General features: G+C 69.7%; 25 protein-coding genes. 17 read left to right on the top strand and 8 right to left on the bottom strand.

Annotation, left to right across the window (positions count from 1 at the left end):
- Positions 1–8: 8 nt before the first annotated feature.
- On the top strand, positions 9–452 hold the full coding sequence (locus I6I07_RS03720; protein ID WP_198485684.1) for a CesT family type III secretion system chaperone: 444 nt from the start codon (positions 9–11) through the stop codon (positions 450–452).
- Between the two features lie 27 nt (positions 453–479).
- Here I6I07_RS03720 and I6I07_RS03715 read toward each other — a convergent pair whose 3' ends face one another.
- The 8 genes from I6I07_RS03715 to sctW are packed head-to-tail and all read right to left on the bottom strand — an operon-like array spanning position 480 to position 6,801.
- On the bottom strand, positions 480–746 hold the full coding sequence (locus I6I07_RS03715) for an EscF/YscF/HrpA family type III secretion system needle major subunit (RefSeq protein ID WP_006392823.1): 267 nt from the start codon (positions 744–746) through the stop codon (positions 480–482).
- A 10-nt stretch (positions 747–756) separates the two neighbouring features.
- Positions 757–1,029 (bottom strand): EscE/YscE/SsaE family type III secretion system needle protein co-chaperone, encoded by a 273-nt coding sequence (locus I6I07_RS03710; RefSeq protein ID WP_198485683.1) that lies wholly within the window; start codon positions 1,027–1,029, stop codon positions 757–759.
- Between the two features lie 22 nt (positions 1,030–1,051).
- Positions 1,052–2,398, bottom strand: coding sequence for a type III secretion system inner membrane ring subunit SctD (gene sctD / locus I6I07_RS03705; protein ID WP_198485682.1), 1,347 nt, complete (start codon positions 2,396–2,398; stop codon positions 1,052–1,054).
- Between the two features lie 25 nt (positions 2,399–2,423).
- Positions 2,424–4,517: a type III secretion system export apparatus subunit SctV gene (gene sctV / locus I6I07_RS03700; RefSeq protein ID WP_198485681.1), complete on the bottom strand. Its 2,094-nt coding sequence runs from the start codon at positions 4,515–4,517 to the stop codon at positions 2,424–2,426.
- A gap of 8 nt (positions 4,518–4,525) precedes the next feature.
- The gene (locus I6I07_RS03695; protein ID WP_198485680.1) at positions 4,526–4,885 is read right to left on the bottom strand and encodes a tetratricopeptide repeat protein; all 360 of its coding nucleotides are present in this window, start codon (positions 4,883–4,885) and stop codon (positions 4,526–4,528) included.
- A gap of 8 nt (positions 4,886–4,893) precedes the next feature.
- Entirely contained in the window at positions 4,894–5,301 is a 408-nt protein-coding gene (locus tag I6I07_RS03690) for a hypothetical protein (RefSeq protein ID WP_006392828.1), read from the bottom strand.
- A gap of 22 nt (positions 5,302–5,323) precedes the next feature.
- Positions 5,324–5,704 (bottom strand): hypothetical protein, encoded by a 381-nt coding sequence (locus I6I07_RS03685; protein WP_198485679.1) that lies wholly within the window; start codon positions 5,702–5,704, stop codon positions 5,324–5,326.
- Positions 5,701–6,801, bottom strand: a complete 1,101-nt coding sequence (gene sctW / locus I6I07_RS03680) for a type III secretion system gatekeeper subunit SctW (protein WP_198485678.1) — start codon at positions 6,799–6,801, stop codon at positions 5,701–5,703. Before sctW ends, I6I07_RS03685 begins: the two co-directional genes overlap by 4 nt.
- 227 nt (positions 6,802–7,028) lie before the next feature.
- Between sctW and I6I07_RS03675 the strand changes: the two genes are divergently transcribed.
- The 16 genes from I6I07_RS03675 to I6I07_RS03600 all read left to right on the top strand — a co-directional run bounded on the left by I6I07_RS03675 (position 7,029) and on the right by I6I07_RS03600 (position 18,166).
- On the top strand, positions 7,029–7,754 hold the full coding sequence (locus I6I07_RS03675) for a hypothetical protein (RefSeq protein WP_232625891.1): 726 nt from the start codon (positions 7,029–7,031) through the stop codon (positions 7,752–7,754).
- A gap of 21 nt (positions 7,755–7,775) precedes the next feature.
- A complete protein-coding gene (locus I6I07_RS03670) occupies positions 7,776–8,579 on the top strand; it encodes a hypothetical protein (protein WP_198485677.1) in 804 nt (267 codons plus the stop codon).
- Positions 8,580–8,667: 88 nt separating this feature from the next.
- Entirely contained in the window at positions 8,668–9,258 is a 591-nt protein-coding gene (locus I6I07_RS03665) for a hypothetical protein (RefSeq protein ID WP_232626098.1), read from the top strand.
- 41 nt (positions 9,259–9,299) lie between these two features.
- Positions 9,300–9,611 (top strand): hypothetical protein, encoded by a 312-nt coding sequence (locus I6I07_RS03660; RefSeq protein WP_006392834.1) that lies wholly within the window; start codon positions 9,300–9,302, stop codon positions 9,609–9,611.
- A gap of 23 nt (positions 9,612–9,634) precedes the next feature.
- A complete protein-coding gene (locus tag I6I07_RS03655) occupies positions 9,635–10,138 on the top strand; it encodes a SycD/LcrH family type III secretion system chaperone (protein ID WP_006392835.1) in 504 nt (167 codons plus the stop codon).
- A gap of 1 nt (position 10,139) precedes the next feature.
- Positions 10,140–10,961 carry a type III secretion system translocon subunit SctB gene (sctB, locus tag I6I07_RS03650; RefSeq protein WP_198485675.1) on the top strand — a complete coding sequence of 274 codons (822 nt, stop codon included), beginning with the start codon at positions 10,140–10,142 and terminating at the stop codon, positions 10,959–10,961.
- A 22-nt stretch (positions 10,962–10,983) separates the two neighbouring features.
- Positions 10,984–12,267: a type III secretion system translocon subunit SctE gene (gene sctE / locus I6I07_RS03645; RefSeq protein ID WP_006392837.1), complete on the top strand. Its 1,284-nt coding sequence runs from the start codon at positions 10,984–10,986 to the stop codon at positions 12,265–12,267.
- Between the two features lie 27 nt (positions 12,268–12,294).
- Positions 12,295–12,774 (top strand): SycD/LcrH family type III secretion system chaperone, encoded by a 480-nt coding sequence (locus I6I07_RS03640; RefSeq protein ID WP_050813120.1) that lies wholly within the window; start codon positions 12,295–12,297, stop codon positions 12,772–12,774.
- Positions 12,775–12,786: 12 nt separating this feature from the next.
- On the top strand, positions 12,787–13,236 hold the full coding sequence (locus tag I6I07_RS03635) for a tetratricopeptide repeat protein (protein WP_035359971.1): 450 nt from the start codon (positions 12,787–12,789) through the stop codon (positions 13,234–13,236).
- A gap of 7 nt (positions 13,237–13,243) precedes the next feature.
- Positions 13,244–13,660: a type III secretion system inner rod subunit SctI gene (gene sctI, locus I6I07_RS03630; protein WP_006392840.1), complete on the top strand. Its 417-nt coding sequence runs from the start codon at positions 13,244–13,246 to the stop codon at positions 13,658–13,660.
- A complete protein-coding gene (sctJ, locus tag I6I07_RS03625; protein ID WP_116520502.1) occupies positions 13,660–14,505 on the top strand; it encodes a type III secretion system inner membrane ring lipoprotein SctJ in 846 nt (281 codons plus the stop codon). Before sctI ends, sctJ begins: the two co-directional genes overlap by 1 nt.
- A 2-nt stretch (positions 14,506–14,507) precedes the next feature.
- Positions 14,508–15,164 carry a SctK family type III secretion system sorting platform protein gene (locus I6I07_RS03620; RefSeq protein WP_198485674.1) on the top strand — a complete coding sequence of 219 codons (657 nt, stop codon included), beginning with the start codon at positions 14,508–14,510 and terminating at the stop codon, positions 15,162–15,164.
- The gene (locus I6I07_RS03615; RefSeq protein WP_198485673.1) at positions 15,134–15,772 is read left to right on the top strand and encodes an HrpE/YscL family type III secretion apparatus protein; all 639 of its coding nucleotides are present in this window, start codon (positions 15,134–15,136) and stop codon (positions 15,770–15,772) included. Before I6I07_RS03620 ends, I6I07_RS03615 begins: the two co-directional genes overlap by 31 nt.
- Before the next feature lie 2 nt (positions 15,773–15,774).
- Positions 15,775–17,106 carry a type III secretion system ATPase SctN gene (gene sctN / locus I6I07_RS03610; RefSeq protein WP_198485672.1) on the top strand — a complete coding sequence of 444 codons (1,332 nt, stop codon included), beginning with the start codon at positions 15,775–15,777 and terminating at the stop codon, positions 17,104–17,106.
- Positions 17,103–17,609, top strand: coding sequence for a type III secretion protein (locus I6I07_RS03605; RefSeq protein WP_198485671.1), 507 nt, complete (start codon positions 17,103–17,105; stop codon positions 17,607–17,609). The genes sctN and I6I07_RS03605 overlap by 4 nt, the downstream gene beginning before the upstream one ends.
- On the top strand, positions 17,606–18,166 hold the full coding sequence (locus tag I6I07_RS03600; RefSeq protein WP_198485670.1) for a hypothetical protein: 561 nt from the start codon (positions 17,606–17,608) through the stop codon (positions 18,164–18,166). The genes I6I07_RS03605 and I6I07_RS03600 overlap by 4 nt, the downstream gene beginning before the upstream one ends.
- Positions 18,167–18,172 lie beyond the last annotated feature (6 nt).

Genomic DNA, 18,172 nt, shown 5'->3' with positions numbered 1-18,172 from the left:
TCGTCACCGTGTCAGACCCTCAATTCGCCCAGGTGCTTTCCGAACTCGGCCAGGCCCTGGGCATTCCCGCGCTGGCGCCCGCCGAGGGCGGCCTGTGCCAGCTGGCCTTCGATGGCCGTCACCTGGTGCAGGTGATGGCGCATGGCGCGCGCGGCCAGATCCTGCTGTCGTGCGCGGTGGGCGGGGGCAAGATGGACGGCGCGCTGGCGCTCTTGGCCGCGCAGGGCAACTTCCTGCAGGCGGGCGGCGGCGTGGTGGCGTGCGCGGCCCCGGATGGCCGCATGCACCTGCAGTTGGGCGTGGCGCGCGAACAATGCGGCGCGGACGCGCTGCTGGCCGCGATCGATGCGCTGCTCAACCAGGTCGAGGCCTGGGAGAAGCGCGCCGCGCGCGCCGAGCCGGGCGCGGACGCGCCGTGGCGCAATCCCGCCTTCATGATGCAGTCTGTCTGAACCCGCGCGGCGGGCGCCGGAGCCGGCTCAGCTGGCTTTCTGGATCACGCCCTTGAGCGAGTCCGCGATCTGCTTGGTGATCGTGCTCTGGATCTCGATCAGCATGGTCCATTGCTGCACCTGTTGCTGCATCTTCAACATGTCCGCCTGCGACACGCTGCCGTCGGCGTTGGTGCGCAGGTTGGACAGCGTCGTCTGCAGGTTGCTTTCCTGCGAGCGGATGCTGTCGTAGATCGTGTTGTTCACGCTGTTGAAATTCAGGCCGGACGAGCCGGTCAAACCGTTCAAAGCCATGATGCGTCTCCTAGCGATTCAGGGGAGAAAAAGCGGCGGGCGGCGCGTCGGCGCCTTCGCGGGGATCGAGCGGCAGCGCGGCCAGCACCGCGCGCGCGGCGGCGGCGGCCTGCGCCACCGCCTGGTATTGCTGGAACGCGACCGGCACCAGGCCAGAATCCAGGCGCTGGCCGGCAGTGTGTTCCAGTTCGGCGAGCCGTTGCGACAGGGCGGCGCGCAAGGCGCCGCCGCCGGGGGCGGCCAGGCGTTGTTCCAGTTCGGTCAGGGCAGTCGGATCGGTCATGGCGGCAGGGGCGGTTGGGATGTCAGCGCGTCACGATGGCGGCGCGCGGGCCTTCGAAAATGATGCGGGTGTTTTCCACGGAGACCAGGCGGTACTTGCGGTAGACGCCGCCCACCAGCAGCTTGCTGCCGTCTTCCAGCACGATGAAGGGCTGCGGCCCGCCGACCACGCTGCGGATCACGAACGGCACGCTGTCGGCCGCCGGCGAGGCGCTGGCCGCGGCCAGCCTGGCGACGCCGAGGTGGTTCTGGTTGAACTCGTTCAACACGTCCTGCAGGCGGGCCTGCTGGTCGTCGTCGAGCGCGCCGGCGGCGATCTCCAGGTGGTCGGGTTTCCATGCGAGCGTGACGCCGGACAGGCCCGCGTCCACCAACTGGCTGGACAAGGTGTCGCTCAGTTGCTGCGTCAGCGCGATGTTGTTGCCCAGCACCGTCATGCCGGGCAGTTGCGCGCGCAGCGCATCCAGCGCCGAGGCGCGTTCGCGCGCGCTGCTGGCGATGCCGGCGACGTTCAGGCGGCCATCGCCCTCGTAGCGCGGCTCGTAGCGCACGTTGAAGGCGCGCAGCGCGGTACGGGCGGTGCGCACCACCTCGTCTTCGTTGCTGATGCGCATGGCGGGCATCGGCCAGATCTGCGACAGCGCCGAGGCCACGGCATCCTGTTCGGCGGCGTTGCGCACCCAGCCGGACACCGTCACCACGCCGTCGCGCGCCATCGAGACGTGCAGGCGCGAGGCCAGGCCCATGCGCTCGAAGACCGCGGAGATCTGCCCCACGGATTTTTCCGCGGCCGCCAGGCGCGGGTCGACCTGCGGCGCGCGGCTGGCGGTGGATTGCGGCATCAGGGTCAGGACGATGGCGACGACGATGGTCAGCACCACCGCGGCCAGGCCCAGCACCATGGGCCAGGAGTCACGCTTGCGGCGCCGGCCCTGCGCGGGCGGCAGCGGCAGGCGCCGTTCCAGCTGGCGGTCTTCGTCGCTGACCGGCGGCGTGGCCGCCGGCGCGATCGGGGGCAGCGTTTCGGGCGCGGCGTCCGGTTCGGCCGCCACGCGCGCCAGCGCGTCGTTGGCGGCGTCGGGCGCGTTGGCCCAGGGGTCGCCGCGGCGAGCCACGGTGATCCAGACCGGGCCCAGCGGCACCGGCCGGTTGAACGGCGTGCCGGGTTGCTGGCTGGGCGCGCCATCGTCCAGCGCCAGGTCCCAGCCGCCTTCGCCGATGCGCACGCGCGCGGCGCGCGGGCCCATGCCGTCGTCGGCCAGCACGATGTCGCAGGCCGGGTCGGCCCCCAGCACGGCGCCGTCCGCGACCTGGCAGCGCGCATCGCGATGCAGGCCGGACAGCACGCGCAGTTCCAGCGCTTCGCTCATGAGGGGGCTCCGGTTGCGGGCGGGTTCACAGGTCCACCCTGGCCAGCGGCTGCACGTTGATTTCCTGGGTCAGCTCCTGGTAGGACAGCACCGGCAGCTCATACAGGTCCTGTTCGATCATCTTGCGCAGGTAGCGGCGGATGTCCATCGAGGTCAGCAGCACCGGCTTCTGCGCCGCCGCGCTCAGGTCGCCGGTGGCGCGCTTGATGTTGTCCACCAGCTTGCGCGAGGCGTTGGGGTCGAGCGCCAGGTAGCTGCCCGCCGAGGTCTGGCGGATGGCGCCGCGCACCGTCTCTTCGACATTGGGCGCCAACAGGTAGGCGGGCAGGATGTTCTGGCCGCTGGAATACTTGTAGCTGATGTGGCGCTTGAGCGAGACCCGCACGTATTCGGTCAGCAGCACCGAGTCCTTTTCCTTCTGGCCCCATTCGATCAGCGCTTCCAGCACCGCGCGCAGGTTGCGCACCGAGATGTCCTCGGACACCAGCCGCTGCAGGATCTCGGCGATCTTCTGCACTGGCATCACGCGCAGCGCTTCCTTGACCAGGTCGGGGAAGCGGTCTTCCATGGCCGTCAGCAGGAAGCGGGTTTCCTGGATGCCGATGAAATCCGACGAATACTTCTTCAGCACGAAGGCCAGGTGCCAGGTCAGCACCTGGTGCGGGTCCAGGAACGGAATGCCGGCGGCCGACAGGGTCTGCGCCAGGCGCGCCTCGACCCACAGCGTGGCAATGTTGGGGAGGAAGCGCTTGTCGGTTTCGTAGGGAACCTGCAGCGCCTGCAGGTTCTGTTCCGTGTCGCGCACCAGCACCGCGCCCGGCCGCAGTTTGCCCTGCGACACCGGCACTTCGGACAACAGGATGTTGTAGGTGTCCGCCGCCAGCGCGTCGTTGAAGCGCAGCTGGATGCCGGGGAAGGGCACGCCCAGGTCGAAGTACAGCGCGCGGCGGATCTTCAGCAGTTCCTCGTTGAGCTCGTCGGCGTCGAAGCTGCGCTGCAGCGCGGCGGCCACGTCGATCATCAGCGGCAGCGTGGGCGCGAACTCGGCGCTGCCGTCGGCGCGCGGCTTGGCCTGCGGCTTCTGGCCGTCGGCCGCCAGGGCCGGGATCTCGGTGATCTCGCCGGTTTTCTCGTCCACCACCTTGCGCGTGCCGCGCAGCAGCACGAAGCCGATGGTGCCGACCACCGCGGCCAGCGCCAGGAAGGTCAGTGTGGGCATGCCGGGGATCAGGCCCATGCCGACCGCGATGGCGGCGGCGATCAGCAGCGCGCGCGGCTGCGCCAGCACCTGGGCGCCGATGTCCTTGCCGACGTTGGAAGGGCCGTCGCCGGTCTGCACCCGAGTCACGATGATGCCGGCGCAGATGGCGATGAAGAGCGCCGGGATCTGCGCGATCAGGCCGTCGCCGATGGTCAGGATGGAGTACACCTGCACGGCTTCGCCGGCGGTCAGGCCGCGCTGCATGGTGCCGATGAGGATGCCGCCGAGCAGGTTGACCGCGACGATGATGAGGCCGGCGATGGCGTCGCCCTTGACGAACTTCATGGCGCCGTCCATGGCGCCGTAGAGCTGGCTTTCCTTTTCGACCACCGAGCGGCGCTTGCGCGCCTCGTCCATGTCGATGGTGCCGGCGCGCAGGTCGGCGTCGATCGACATCTGCTTGCCGGGCATGGCGTCCAGCGAGAAGCGCGCCGCCACTTCGGCCACGCGCTCGGCGCCCTTGGTGATGACCACGAACTGCACGATGGTGAGGATCAGGAACACCACCAGGCCGACGATCAGGTTGCCGCCGACCACGAAGTTGCCGAAGGTCTCGATGATGTGGCCGGCGTCGCCCTGCAGCAGGATCAGGCGGGTGGTGGCGATCGAGATGCCCAGGCGGAACAGCGTGGTGACCAGCAGCACCGAGGGGAACGACGAGAACGCCAGCGGCGACGGCAGGTACATGGCCACCATCAGCAGGATGGCCGACAGCGTCATGTTGGCGCCGATCAGCACGTCGACCAGGGTCGTCGGCAGCGGCAGGATCATCATGAAAATGATCGAGACGATCAGGACCGCCAGGACGATATCGTTGCGGCTGGTGGCGACGGCGACGACGCGGTTCAGGGCTTGCATGGGGCGGCTCAAGTCGTTTCTGCTTCGGTGGGGGCGACCGCCACGGCGGGGCGCAGGGCAACGTAGGCGCGCATGGCCGCGGCGGCCTCGTCGCGCCGCTCCAGGGCCAACAGCGCCTGCGAGCGGATCAGGTGAAAGGGCGCGTCGACGCCGCCCTGCATGGCCAGCTGGTCGAGCGTCGACAGGGCCGCGTCGGGCTTGCCGGCGCGCAGTTGCGCCAGCGCCAGCGTGGCGAGCTGGCGGGTGTCGGCCAGCCCCAGGGTGCGCAGCGCGTTCAGCACCACGGCGGTTTTTTCGGGCCGGTTGTTTTCCAGGTAGACATAGGCCAGCAGGCTGAGCAGCTCGCGGGCATCGGGCGTCAGGGGCATGGAGGCGTTCATCCCTGGTACAGCGCGCTGCGGTACATGGCGACCAGGTCGCGCAGGCCGGCCTCGTCCTTGAGCAGCCGCACCGCGCGGTTCAGCGCGCGGGCGTCCTCGGGATTGCGGTCCTGGCTTTGTTCGGCCGCGGCGGACAGGCCTTCCAGCGTCGCCTGCAGGGCCTGGGCGAACTTGCCGGGCAGCAGCAGGTCGCGGTTGGCGACCGTGGGGCGCAGCTGGCCGTCGAGGTAGCGGTCGATGTTCGGGGTGTCGAGCAGTTGCGCCAGCTGCGCCTTGACGCCATCGGCCGGCGGCGCCAGCTCCTGGCGTTCCGGCAGGTGCTGACCGGTGGTTTCGCGGCCGGCGTAGCTGATGCCGTCCAGGCCCCGGTCGAAGGCGAAGCCGCTGATGCGCATATCGGACATGGTGTGGGTCTCCGTTCCGGGGTCAGTCGGCGCGCGCGTCGTCGAGCCAGCGCGCCAGCGTGTCCACCGCGCGCCGCAGCGCGGGGGCGTCGGTCTGGTCGGCCGGCAGGCGGGTCAGCGCCAGCAGCCGGGGAATGCCGTCCTGGTCGCGCAGGGCCACCTGGACCGGGTAGCCCGCCTGATGCGAATGGTGGGCCCGCCGCCAGGCCTGCAGCAGGCGCGGCGCGGCGTCGTAGGGCACCGGCTCGGAGACGTAGACCAGCACTTCGTCGCCGGCCGTCTCGATCGCGACGCGGCGGCCCGAATCCAGTTGCAGCGCCAGGTTGCCGCGCGGCCCCAGGCCCAGCCGGTCCAGGCCGATGGTCTCGCCGAAGGCGGCCAGGGCGCGATCCAGGCTGTTCATTCGTATTCCTCGTCGATGGCCGCGTCCAGGGCCAGTTGCGTCGCGCTCAGGACCGATTGGCGGGCGTCCAGGTCGGGGAACATCGGCAGCGGCAGATCCTTGAGCACCGCGCGGATGCCGCCCAGGAAGGTGATGCGGGCGGCGACGCTGTCGGCGCCATGGGTGGCCGCCAGTGCCGCGAAACGCGATTCGGACAGCCACTTCTCGTTGCTGACGTTGACCAGGTCCAGCATCAGCTTGTCGGCCGCCAGGGGTTTGCCGTGCTCGCGCGCCATTTTCTCGCCCAGCTCGCCGCAGCCGTCGAGCACCGTGACCGCCACGCCCAGCTGATAGAGATCCTGCATCAGCGCCTGCAGCCGGTCCTGGCTGGTGGAGGGGCGGGCCGCGGCCAGGTCCTGGCCGAGCGCCTGGATCAGCTGCTGCAGGCCACGCGCCACGTCCTTGCCGCCGAAGCGTTCCAGCGCCAGCGACAGGGTCTTGGCCAGCGAGGCCTCGCCCAGCACCACGTCCTGGTAGGTGCGCTGGAAGTCGGCCACGCCGCGGGCGTCATTGGCGTAGCCGGCGGCGGCGCCGACGGTGTTCAGGCTGGCGCGTATCTGCGGACCGCTTTCCAGTTCCAGGTCGGCCAGCGCCTCGCGCAGGCCGTCCAGTATTTCGTCGGGAGCGCCTTCGCGCTCGCCCTGGCGCAGCGCGTATTGCAGGCCGAGGTACTGGCGGGTGGCGTCGCCGAACGCCCGGGCGGCGGCCTGGCGCGGGTCGGCGCCGCCGGCCAGCAGGTGGCGCGCCAGCTCGATCAGTTTTTCCTGGGCGTCGGCGTCGTGCGACTCGGCCAGGTAGGCCACGATGGCCTCGGCGCTGAGCAGCTGCAGCGGGGCGTCGCGGCCGATCTTGCGTTCGGCGTGGTGCTTGTCCTCGGTCTTCTCGGCCATGTGCAGGCTGAGTTCCTCGGCCGAATCCGCCAGCGAGATCTCGCCGTCCACCGTCATGGCGGCCTGGCCCAGCATCGTGCCGACCTGCTGCTGGCCGTTCTGGAGGTCGGCGTGCGAGGTCGTGGACGAGAAAGCGGAAGCGGGCAGGCCGGCGTCGATACGGTTCATGAAGGCGCGAGAAACGGCGGACGAAGGCCGCGCACAGTCAGGGGTAGTAACGGTTGGGCGGGGAAAGTTCCATCGTTCTTTCATGGAACCAAGGCGCGGCGTCGGTTACGTACACCAGCAGGCCACGGATTCGACAGAACCCATTTCCGCCGCACCGAATTCTAGGGTTAACCCGTGTCGTCCAGACGCCCGCCAGGCGGCGCGGACGGTCAATCAAGGAGAAAGGAATGTCTACGGTTTCCGGAGTGGGAGTGGGGGGCGTGGCGGGGATGGATCTGTCCAGCATGGACATCGAGACCGCGCTGATGGCGGTCCAGACCCAGCGTTCGCAGCTGCTGGAGGACGCCCTGCGCCAGCAACTGGACTCGGTCAATGGCCGCAATGCGCAGATGGCGGGCCTGAACGAGGCCATGAACGCCAAGACGGCCGACAGCCTGAAACTGGAGTCGTCCAATGTGACGCTGCAGGGGCAGATCGACCAACTCAAGGATCTGCAGGGCCGGCTTGCGGCCAGCAAGTGCCCCAATCCCGAGGGCTGGTATGGGCTGTCCTGGGGCCAGGGGGACGACAAGGCGCTCTCGCACGCCACGCTCGACCAGATCAAGGCGGCCGGGCTGACCATTCCGACGGGTGACGACGCGCCCCGCGATGTCGATCGCAACGGCACCATGGATGCCAAGGGCCGGGTGGTCCAGGGGTTCGTCGATCAGCTTGGCGGCAAGATCGCGGCGCTGGAGGCCCAGATCGCCAGCAACGGCAAGGCGATCGATGCCAACACCCAGGCGGTCAACGAGATCAAGAGCTCGCTCGACAACCTCGGCAATACCCAGCAGATGGAAATGCTGCGGTTGCAGGGCCTGACCGGCAAGCGCAACGAGGCGTTCGACGTGATGACCAACTTCATCAAGAAGATGCAGGAAAGCCGGTCGTCGATCATCGGCAACATGCGTTGACCGGACAAACGGGGGCAAGCGATGGTCGGACCAGTCAATGGCAACCAGCCCAGCCTGGGCGGGGTGGGCCTGGAGAGCTCCAGCGGCGTGCGCGGCGCCGACCTGGTGGGCGCGGACCAGGAAACCGCGATGCTCAGCGTGCAGGGCGAGCGCGGGCGCCTGCTGGATAAGCAGATCGAGACCCAGATCCAGGAGTTGCGCGCGCTCAACCGGCGCCTGGAGCTGCTCAACACGGTCCAGGCCGGCCTGAAAGCGGTGCAGGCGCAGTTCAATGCCGGGGCCAAGTACGACAAGGAATGGGACGACGCCCATGGCGGCTGGAGTTTCCGCCAGGCCGACAGCATCAACCGGGCGGCGGCCGAGGCCGGCATCAACCTGGGATTCTCTTCCGATGGCAATACCTGGCGCCTGTTCGGCCACATGGGCGACATGAAGGAATTCGCTCGCGCCTACCTGCCGCCCGGGCAGGCCGAGCTGCTGGCCCAGTGGCGCGACAAAGGCGATCTGCGCGGCCATTTCCTGGCCGTGGACCTGGTCAAGAAAATGGCCGGCAGTGAAGGCTTCATGACGCCCGACTACCCCGGGCAAACCCTTAATCGCTGCCCCGGCGGCATTCGCTACGACTCGGAATACGGCGAACTGCGCAAGGCGGTGACCCGGGTGCAGGGCGCCATCGACGAGGCCTCCAACCTGCAACAGGACCAGATGCTGCGCCTGCAGGCCCTGATGAACCGCCGCAATGAGTCGGCGGACATGCTGACCAACTACGTCAGGAAGATGCAGGACAGCAAGATGGCGATTTCCGAGAAGATTCGTGGAACCTGACGCCGGGTTCCGTTACTCAAGCTGCATAGTCGGTCAACCGAAACATCGAAGCCAGGCGATCCGCCCGGACCAGGAGCTTATCTTGAACATGAACGTGAGCAACGCCGGCGTCAACGGCATCAACCTGAGCAACATCTCCGGCATGGACATCGAGACCGCCTTGATGATGGTCCAGTCCGAGCGCACCAAGCTGCTGGACAGCCAGCTCAAGAGCCAGATCGAGGAAGTGCAGAAGCGCAACGAAGTGACCGGCGCCCTGAACGACATGCAGGCCAAGCTCAACGGCATGAAGGGCACGCTGGACTCCAAGGACGCCAAGCCGGGCGACCAGGTCAAGGAAGGCGCCGGCACGCCGACCAACAAGGCGCTGGCCACGGACTACGCCACGCAGGCGTTCAAGCTGGGCATGGACCCGGCGCCGGTCAAGGCCACGCCGATCAAGGATGCCGCCGGCAACGTCATCGGCGCCAACGTGACCGGCATGCCCACCCGCGAGGGCCTGGAAAAGGCCATTCCCGACATCAAGAGCAAGCTCGACGCCGCCAGCAACAGCCAGCAGATGGACATGCTGCGCCTGCAGAGCCTGTCGAACAAGCGTAACGAGGCCTTCGACACGATGACCAACTTCATCAAGAAAATGCAGGACAGCCGCTCGTCGATCATCGGCAACATGCGCTGATCCCCACCCCTTCCTTCCCGCCCGCAATCCGGAGACCGGCAATGGCCGACACCCAAGACCAGAACATCCAGGACATCATCGAGCGCGCCGAAGCCGCCGTGCGCGATGCCCGCCAGTCCATCGAAGCGTCCGACGACAACCTGCGCAAGCTCGGCCTGGACCCGGACAAGGTCCGTGCCACGCTGCAGGCGCAGCCGATGGACGAGCGCCAGCGCGAGGAGGCCGAGGCCCTGTTCCGCCAGGACATGGAGGCGGTCGACCGCGAAGTCGAGCAGGAAGCGGCCTATGCCCGCCAGCGCAGCACGCCGCGCGCCGCGGGCGCCCCGGTCAAGCGTCCGCGCACGATGGTCTGACCCTGCCGATCCTGGAGCCCGCCATGACCACCACCGCCCAGGCGCCGATGACCGGCGCGGAATACGCAGCGCTGCATGACCAGATCGTCGAGCAGATGGCCAGGGGCGGCAGCCTGGGCCAGCTCAAGGGCGTGACCGCCGACGAGTGCGAGGCGCTCTATGGCCTGGGTTACGGCCTGTATGAAAAAGGGCGCTATGCCGACGCGCTCAAGGTGCTGGCCTACCTGGTGACCCTGGATCACACCGAGCATCGCTACCTGGTGGCCCTGGGCGCCACCGCCCAGGCCATGGGCAAGCACGCCGACGCGCTGCAGCAGTACATGGCCGCCGCGCTGCTCGACCCGCTGGAGCCGGCGCCGGTGTTCCATGCCGCCCAATGCCTGCTGGAAATGGGCCAGCCGGCGGCCGCCCTGCAGTCGTGCGAGCTGGCGCTGGCCATGTGCAAACCGGATCGCCACGCCGTGCTGGCCGAACGCGCGCAGGGACTGCGCGACCTGCTGGCGGCGCGTGGCGCCAAGGAGAATTGAGATGATCAACATCAACAACCCGGGCGCCATCAATCCGGCGCTGCTCGATCCTCTGGCCGGCGCCGACGCCGCGCCGGCGACCCCGCCCGGTTTCACCCAGCTGGACGCCACGCAGTTCGTGGGCAAGGGCGGCGCGGCCGACAAGCTGGCGGCCCTGGGCCTGCCGCCGCCTCCGAAAGGCGATGCCGCCGGGGTGGCCGAAGCGCTGAACAAGCTGATGGCGAGCGCCGATACCGACATGTACGCGGTGATGGCGCTGTTGCAGAAGATCTCGCAGGAGCAGCGCAACGCCGCCCGCGCCGACCGCGCGGCGTCGATGGATGCGCAGACGCAGGCCTTGATGGGGGCGGCCGACAAGATCAAGGAAGCCGCCGAAGAGCGCTTCAAGGGGGCGCTGGCGCAGGGCATCAGCCAGATCGTCGGCGGCGTCATCCAGGCCGGCGTCGGCGCTGGCGGCGTGGCGGCGATGGGAGCCTCGGCCCGCATGACCACCACGTCCAGCCCGCTGACCGCGCAGCAGACCGTGACGCAGGCCAGGCTCGACGGCTTCGCCAACAATGCCTCCGGCATCGGCCAGGGCCTGAGCGGCATGGCGGGCGGCGTCGGCGGCATCGTGCAGGCCGCCTATGACCGCAAGGCCGGCGCGGCCGACGCCGACCGCGCGCGGCTGGAAGCCGATGCCAAGGTGTTCGAGTCGGGCGCGCAGCAGGCCAATGACGTGATGCAGCAGATGATGGACGTCATCCGCGACGTGCGCGACAAGCTTGGTGCGATCGAGCAGAGCCGCAGCGAAACCAACCGCGGCATCGCCCGCAATCTCTGAGTCCGCCAGGGGAGCCACGATCATGGATATCCGCCCTTCGACCGGCAATGCCGGGCTGACGCCCGCGCTGGATCCGTCCGGCGCCGGCGCCGCCACGGGCGCGGCGGCCGAGGCCGCCCTGCGCGCCGCCAGCGGCCTGGACCTGGCCGCGCTGGCCTCGCAATGGGCATCGAGCGTGGCGCAGGCGCGCAACAGTGGCGGCGATGGCGTCACCAACGCCAATGGCAAGCCCGCCATCGCCCCGCCCGCCCGTGAATTCTCGGCATCCGAGATGGTGGACCTGCTGCGCGCCCTGCAGGGCAAGACGCAGGACGCGCAACTGCGCTCCGCCAAGGAAAACATCGAGAACAACCGCATCGAACAGGCCAAGAACAACGAAGAGCAGGCGCGCAAGGTCGATGAGTGGATCCAGAAGAGCAAGGAGGCCGACAAGGGCGGCATCCTGGGCAAGATCTTCGGCTGGATCGGCGCCATCGTGGCGGCGATCGCGGCGGCCCTGATGGTGGTGGCCGCCGTGGCGGCCACGGCCGTGACGGGCGGCGCGGCCGGGCCGGTCATGGTGACGCTGGCGGCCATCGCGGTGGCCGGCGCGGTCAGCCTGCTGGCGAACCAGATATCCGCCGAGTGCGGCGGCCCTGAAATCAGCATCAGCAATCTCATCACCCAGGCCGTGAGCAAGTTGCTGCAGGCCTTCGGGGTGGAACCGGAGCTGGCCGAGAAGATCGGCAATATCGTCGCCGGCGCGGCCATGTTGATGACCGGCGCCGTCCTCATCGAGCCGGGCGCGCTGGGCAAGATGGCCGGCGCCATCGCGGTGGTGGCGGGCGCCGACCCGCAGACCGCCGGCTACATCGCGATGGCGGTCGGACTGGCCGCGACCATCACGGTGGGGGTGGTGATGGCGGTGGCCTCGTTTGGCGCGGGCGCCGTGTCCGCGGGGGCCAATGCGGCGGCCAATGTCGGCTCGCAGACCGCGCGCACGGTGGCCGATACCGCCAAGACGGCCGGCCAGGTGGCGTCGGGCGCGGCCGCGGTGGCCAAGGGCGCGGGCCAGGTCATCACCGGGGCCGAAACCATCAAGTCGGCGCAGGCGCAGGAGGCGGCCGACAAGGTGCTGGCCGACAAGAAGGCGCTCGAGGCCCTGCTGGTCAAGCTGCAGGCCTCGATGGAAGAAGACCGCGAAAAGATCAAGAGCGTGATGCAGGCCATGGACGAGTCGATGCAGATGGTCAGCAAGATGATCAATGCGACGGCCGAAAGCATGAGCCAGGTCACCGCCAACATCGGCAAGCGCGCCATGGTCTGACTGGCATCAATATCGGAGCGAACCAAAGTGTCCCTATCCCCATCCGCGACCCCGCGCAGCGCCTTCGGGCAGCAACTGTATGACGGCCTGGCGGCGTTGCCGGGCAGCCAGCGGCTCACCGCCGACCAGCTCGAGGTGATCTATGCCATGGCGTACGCCCATGTGGCGCAAGCCCAGTACGCCCAGGCGTTGCCGCTGTTCGCCTTCCTGTCGCAATACGGACCCACGCGCAAGCATTACCTGGCCGGGCTGGCCTTGTGCCTGCAGATGCAGGCGCGCTACGAAGAGGCGATCCGGATCCAGTCGCTGATCGGCGTGCTGTATCCGTTGGCGCCGGAAGCCACGCTGCGCGTGGCCGAATGCCAGCTGGCCCTGGCGCAGCCCGAGGCGGCGCGCGAATCGTTGCGGTTGGTGGTGGCCGCGGCCGAGGCCGACAGCGCCTACGCCCCGTTGGGCGCGCGCGCCGCGAGCCTGCTGGCGCTGACGGCAAAAGAGGGCCATTCGTGAACTGGAAACGCCATGATCGATAGGGTCGATGCAGGCTCGGCAACAGCCGTCTCGGGTGAGACGGCTTTTGTACTTGATGCGGACGACGCGCGCATCCTCGCCGAGGTGGGATTCCTGGCGGCCGGCCGCGGCGACGTGGCCCATGCCGACGCCATCTTCCAGGCGCTGCGCGCCTTGCGTCCGGGGCGGGCCTATCCCTGGCTGGGGTTGGCGGTGGCCCGCCTGAACGCGGGCCGCGCCGACGAGGCCGTGCGGCTGCTGGAGCAGGGCGAGGCCAGCGCGGCCGCCGAACGCGGCGTGCTGGCGCCCTGGCGCGGGCTGGCCCTGCAACTGGCCGGCCGCAACGCCGAGAGCACGCGCCTGCTGCAGACCTGCGCGCAAGGCCGCGAGGGTGACGAAGGCGTCGCGCTGGCGCGCTCGCTGCTGGGATTGGAAACCGAAACGAAGGGCGACACGCCCTAGGGGAATCATGGAGATCACCGCACTTTCCGCCGCCTTGGCGCCCGTGCTGGAAACGGCAAAGGCCGCGCCGTCCGAGCTGGTCACCGAACGCTTCGCGCAGTTGATGGCCGCGCCGCAGGCCGACGCGCCCGCGCTGACCGGCCTGCAGGCCGCGCTGCAATCGGCCTTCACGCCCGCCACCGACGCGGCGCCGGCCACGCTCGGCAACCAGATCCTGGCCAGCCTGCGCAACACCACCACCGAATACTCGGAGAAGTGGCAGAACATCTCGGGCCGCCTGGACGCCATGTCTTCACAGCCCGCCATCGCCGACATGCTGCGGCTGCAGGCCGACCTGGTGCAGGTGTCGGTGCAGTACGAGCTGGTCGGCAAGGCCGTCTCGCGCACCACGCAGAACATCGATTCGCTCGTCAGGATGTCCTAATGCAAGCCGTTTCATCCCTGTCTTTCCCTGTCGCGTCCGGCCGCGGCCCGGCCTCGGCGCTGCTGCGGCTGCGCTGGCTGGTGCTGGGCCTGGCGTTGCTGCTGGCGGCCTGCGGATCGCGCGTGGAGCTGTTCTCGGCCGCTAACGAGAGCGAGGCCAACGAGGTGCTGTCGGTGCTGCTGGACGCCGGCATCTCCGCGCAGAAGGCCACCACCAAGACCGGCGTGGCCGTGTCGGTGGACGGCCAGCAGGTGGCGCGCGCGCTCGACATCCTGCGCGCCCGCGGCCTGCCGCGCGAGCGCTTCGACGGCATGGGGCAGATCTTCCGCAAGGAAGGCCTGGTGTCGTCGCCGCTGGAAGAGCGCGCCCGGTATATCTACGCGCTGTCGCAGGAGCTCACCAACACCCTGTCGCAGATGGATGGCGTGCTGGCCGCGCGGGTGCACGTGGTGCTGCCCGAGCGCGGCGGCGTGGGCGAGAACACCACGCCGTCGACCGCGGCGGTGTTCATCAAGCACCAGGCGGGCTACAACCTGGACGCGTTGCAGCCGCAGATCCGCAAGCTGGTCACGCACGCGATTCCCGGGCTGACCGAAGACCGCGTGTCGATCGCGCTGGTGTCGGCGCAGCCCGCCGCCGCGGCCTCGGCCGCCGGCCACGCCACGCGCCAGGTGCTGGGCATCGAGGTGGGCGAGGGCTCGTCGGTCACGCTGCTGGCGTGGCTGGCGCTGCTGATCCTGCTGGTACTGGCCCTGGCCGGCGCGCTGGCCTACGTGCTGTGGCGCTACGGCGTGCCGGGCCGCGCCCGGCCCGAGCGCCGCGAACCCGTGTCCGAGGCCCGCTGACGATGATGCCCGCATCGGCGGCGCTGGACCGCAGGCTGGTTGAATTCAACCAGCTGCCCAGCCGCACGCTGCACCCGAGCCGCCACGCGGCCTACGCGCCGCCGGCCGCGCTGGCGGCGATTGCCGCCGCGCCCGGACTGGCGCCGGCGTGGCACCGGCATTGGTCGCGCGAGATCCTGGACGCGCTGGGCTTGTGGCAACGCCCCGTGACCGATCCCGCCCGCCCCGAACTGGCGCTGGCGCTGCTGGCGCCGGACTCGTTGGCGCAGTGCGCCCGCCGGCTGGGCGCGGTGCTGTGCGGGCCGCGCTTGCGCCGCGCCATCGCCGGCGACGAGGTGCGGGCGCTGATCGCGCACCTGGGCGCGGACCTGCTGGATTTCACCCGGCGCACGGCCGCGGGGCTGCATGACGGCCTGGCCGACAGCGCCGCCTGGACCCTGGCCGAGACCACCGCCGCGGTGGACACGCTGGGCCTGGGCGCGTTGCGCGCGGCCCTGAGCGGCGCCGGCCCCGAGCTGGCGCAACGCGCCGAACTGAAACTGCCCGACCTGCCCGCGCCGCCGGCGCCCCTGCCCGCGCCGCAGGCGCTGGCGCTGGGCCTGTCGCTACTGAAGAAAACGGAGCCCGCATGGCTTTCCTCATTCCCCGCGATCCGCTGACGCCGCGCGCCGCGGCCGGCCGCATCGACCCCGCCGCGCGCGTGTTGCGCGGCGCCGAGCTGGCGGCATGGGCCGATGCCGAGCAGCTGCTGGCGCAAGCGCGGGCGCGGGCCGACGAAATCATCGGCGGCGCCCAGGCGGCGTTCGAGGCCGAACGCCAGCGCGGCTACGAAGAGGGCCGCGAGGCGGCGTTGCTGGACCAGGCCGAGAAGATGATCGAGACCGTCGGCCGCACGGTCGAGTACTTCGCCGGCGTCGAGAACGAAATGGTCGAACTGGTGATGTCGGCCGTGCGCAAGGTGGTCGATGGCTTCGACGACCGCGAGAAGGTCATGGTGGTGGTGCGCAACGCCCTGGCGGTGGTGCGCAACCAGAAGCAGATGACCTTGCGGCTGAATCCGGCCGAGGTCGACACGGTGCGCGAACAGATCAACGACCTGCTGGCGGCCTATCCCGGCGTGGGCTACCTCGACATCCTGGCCGATGGCCGGCTGGCGCGCGGCGCCTGCATCCTCGAAAGCGAGATCGGCATGGTCGAGGCCAGCCTGGAAGGGCAGATCCAGGCGCTGCGCCAGGCCTTCCAGCGCACGCTGGGCAGCCGCGTCTAGCCATGCGCCAGTTCGACTACATCTCCGAAATGATGGAGCTGGCGCTGCAGGACACGCCGACGCTGCGCATCAAGGGCCGCGTGATCCAGGTGATCGGCACCATCATCAAGGCGGTGGTGCCGTCGGTGAAGGTGGGCGAGGTCTGCATCCTGCGCAACCCGGGCGAGAACTTCGAGATGAAGGGCGAGGTGGTGGGCTTCGCGCGCGACGCCGCGCTGCTCACGCCGATCGGCGACATGTACGGCATCTCCACCGCCACCGAGGTCATTCCCACCGGCCGCGCCCACATGGTGCCCGTGGGCCCGGGGCTGCTGGGCCGGGTGCTGGACGGCCTGGGCCGGCCGCTGGACGAGGCCGAGCTGGGCCCGCTGGAGGCCAGCAAGTTCTACCCCGTGTTCGCCGAGGCGCCGGACCCGCTCAAGCGCCGCATCATCTCGCAGCCGCTGGAGCTGGGCGTGCGCGCGCTGGACAGCGTGCTGACCTGCGGCGAAGGCCAGCGCATGGGCATCTTCGCCGCCGCGGGCGGCGGCAAGTCGACCCTGATGGGCATGCTGGTCAAGGGCGCGGCGGTGGACGTGACGGTGGTGGCGCTGATCGGCGAACGCGGCCGCGAGGTGCGCGAATTCCTGGAGCACGAACTGGGTCGCGAGGGCCGCCGCAAGAGCGTGATCGTCTGCGCCACCAGCGACAAGTCGTCGATGGAACGCGCCAAGGCCGCCTATGTGGCCACGGCCATCGCTGAATACTTCCGCGACCAGGGCAAGCGCGTGCTGTTCCTGATGGACTCGGTGACGCGCTTTGCCCGCGCCCAGCGCGAGATCGGCCTGGCCGCGGGCGAGCCGCCGACCCGCCGCGGCTACCCGCCGTCGGTGTTCGCCACGCTGCCCAAGCTGATGGAGCGCGCCGGCATGAACGAGCACGGTTCCATCACCGCGTTGTACACGGTGCTGGTGGAGGGCGACGACATGACCGAGCCCATCGCCGACGAGACCCGCTCCATCCTCGACGGCCACATCGTGCTGTCGCGCAAGCTCGGCGCGGCCAACCACTATCCGGCCATCGACGTGCTGGCCTCGGCCAGCCGCGTCATGAACGCGGTCATCACGCCCGAACACAAGCGCGCCGCGGGCCGCCTGCGCGAGCTGATGGCCAAGTATCAGGAAGTCGAGCTGCTGGTGAAGATCGGCGAATACAAGCGCGGCGGCGACGCGGTCACCGACGAGGCCATCGACAAGATCGCGGCGATCAACCAGTTCCTGCGCCAGCGCACGGACGAGCGCGCCACGCTGCCCGATGCCCTGGCGCAGATGACCGCCATTGTGGGGACGGCATGAGCGTCTTTGACGAACTGCTCGCCATCAAGCGCTTTCGCGAAGGCCAGGCCGAGATCGCGGTATCGCGCCAGCGGCTGCGCCACGCCGAGGCCGACGCCGCGCGCGTGGCCTCCGAGCGGGCGCTGGCGGACTTCCGCGATGAGTCCGAGCGGCGCGAACGGGCCATGTACAGCGACCTGTGCAGCCGCGTGGTGCGGGTGCGCGAGATCGAGGACGTGCTGCAGGGCGTGGCCGGCCTGCGCGAAGGCGAACGCCAGCGCGAGCAGGTCGTGGAACAGGCGGCCGAGCGCCTGCGCGAGGAAAACCAGGCGCTGGCCGACCGCCGCGCCCAGCACCAGCAGGCGGTGCGCCTGACCGGCAAGTTCGTGGAACTGGCCAGCATCCACCTGGCCGAGCACCTGAAGGCGCTGGAGCACAAGGAAGACATGGAAATGGAAGAGGCCGCCTCGCTGTCGCGCGACCGCGAAGACTGGGAACAGCACGAGGAGTTCGAGCCGGCATGAGCATCGACCGCCGCATCGGCCTGGATACCGCGATCGCCCAGGGTTCGGGCCTGGCCCAATCGGATGCGCAGACGTCCGGCCGCCAGGCCAGCGACGCCGACAAGCACGCCTTCGAGCAGGCCATGGCGCGCGGCAAGGACGAGCCGCCCGTCGCGCCGCCGGCCGCGCCCTCGCCGTTCTCGCTGTTCGGCGCGGCCCGGGCCGATGCGCCCGCGCCAGCCGACGCGACATCGCAGGCCCTGGCGCAGGCGCTGCAAGGCAGCGCCGAACAGTTGCTGGTGGCCGATGGCAGCCAGGGCCGGCGCCAGGTGCGGGTCGAATTGAAGGACGACGTGCTGCCCGGCGTCAGCGTGTCGGTCTATGAAGATGGCGGTCGCGTCATCGCCGACTTCGTCTGCGCCAACGAAACGTCGCGTGAACGCCTGGCCGCCATGGCGCGGCCGCTGGCCGAACAATTGGCCGACAGCCTGGCGCGGCCGACGCGCGTGCGTGTCGGCACCGATGACCCGGAAGACCCCTGCCTGACGGAAACCGACGCCGACGCGCCGGTCCGTTGATCCCTG

Source organism: Achromobacter deleyi, assembly GCF_016127315.1.
Classification (GTDB): Bacteria; Pseudomonadota; Gammaproteobacteria; order Burkholderiales; family Burkholderiaceae_B; genus Achromobacter; species Achromobacter insuavis_A.
The sequence above is the reverse complement of the archived record's forward strand: the minus strand, read 5'-3'. Positions and strand labels throughout refer to the sequence as shown.

Bases quoted from the DNA above. Each gene is read 5' to 3' on its own strand.
- I6I07_RS03715 (WP_006392823.1), bottom strand. From the start codon at position 746: ATGGCTTTGAACGGTTTGACCGGCTCGTCCGGCCTGAATTTCAACAGC.
- I6I07_RS03710 (WP_198485683.1), bottom strand. From the start codon at position 1,029: ATGACCGATCCGACTGCCCTGACCGAACTGGAACAACGCCTGGCCGCC.
- sctD (WP_198485682.1), bottom strand. From the start codon at position 2,398: ATGAGCGAAGCGCTGGAACTGCGCGTGCTGTCCGGCCTGCATCGCGAT.
- sctV (WP_198485681.1), bottom strand. From the start codon at position 4,517: ATGCAAGCCCTGAACCGCGTCGTCGCCGTCGCCACCAGCCGCAACGAT.
- I6I07_RS03695 (WP_198485680.1), bottom strand. From the start codon at position 4,885: ATGCCCCTGACGCCCGATGCCCGCGAGCTGCTCAGCCTGCTGGCCTAT.
- I6I07_RS03690 (WP_006392828.1), bottom strand. From the start codon at position 5,301: ATGTCCGATATGCGCATCAGCGGCTTCGCCTTCGACCGGGGCCTGGAC.
- I6I07_RS03685 (WP_198485679.1), bottom strand. From the start codon at position 5,704: ATGAACAGCCTGGATCGCGCCCTGGCCGCCTTCGGCGAGACCATCGGC.
- sctW (WP_198485678.1), bottom strand. From the start codon at position 6,801: ATGAACCGTATCGACGCCGGCCTGCCCGCTTCCGCTTTCTCGTCCACG.
- I6I07_RS03675 (WP_232625891.1), top strand. From the start codon at position 7,029: ATGTCTACGGTTTCCGGAGTGGGAGTGGGGGGCGTGGCGGGGATGGAT.
- I6I07_RS03670 (WP_198485677.1), top strand. From the start codon at position 7,776: ATGGTCGGACCAGTCAATGGCAACCAGCCCAGCCTGGGCGGGGTGGGC.
- I6I07_RS03665 (WP_232626098.1), top strand. From the start codon at position 8,668: ATGAACGTGAGCAACGCCGGCGTCAACGGCATCAACCTGAGCAACATC.
- I6I07_RS03660 (WP_006392834.1), top strand. From the start codon at position 9,300: ATGGCCGACACCCAAGACCAGAACATCCAGGACATCATCGAGCGCGCC.
- I6I07_RS03655 (WP_006392835.1), top strand. From the start codon at position 9,635: ATGACCACCACCGCCCAGGCGCCGATGACCGGCGCGGAATACGCAGCG.
- sctB (WP_198485675.1), top strand. From the start codon at position 10,140: ATGATCAACATCAACAACCCGGGCGCCATCAATCCGGCGCTGCTCGAT.
- sctE (WP_006392837.1), top strand. From the start codon at position 10,984: ATGGATATCCGCCCTTCGACCGGCAATGCCGGGCTGACGCCCGCGCTG.
- I6I07_RS03635 (WP_035359971.1), top strand. From the start codon at position 12,787: ATGATCGATAGGGTCGATGCAGGCTCGGCAACAGCCGTCTCGGGTGAG.
- sctI (WP_006392840.1), top strand. From the start codon at position 13,244: ATGGAGATCACCGCACTTTCCGCCGCCTTGGCGCCCGTGCTGGAAACG.
- sctJ (WP_116520502.1), top strand. From the start codon at position 13,660: ATGCAAGCCGTTTCATCCCTGTCTTTCCCTGTCGCGTCCGGCCGCGGC.
- I6I07_RS03620 (WP_198485674.1), top strand. From the start codon at position 14,508: ATGATGCCCGCATCGGCGGCGCTGGACCGCAGGCTGGTTGAATTCAAC.
- I6I07_RS03615 (WP_198485673.1), top strand. From the start codon at position 15,134: ATGGCTTTCCTCATTCCCCGCGATCCGCTGACGCCGCGCGCCGCGGCC.
- sctN (WP_198485672.1), top strand. From the start codon at position 15,775: ATGCGCCAGTTCGACTACATCTCCGAAATGATGGAGCTGGCGCTGCAG.
- I6I07_RS03605 (WP_198485671.1), top strand. From the start codon at position 17,103: ATGAGCGTCTTTGACGAACTGCTCGCCATCAAGCGCTTTCGCGAAGGC.
- I6I07_RS03600 (WP_198485670.1), top strand. From the start codon at position 17,606: ATGAGCATCGACCGCCGCATCGGCCTGGATACCGCGATCGCCCAGGGT.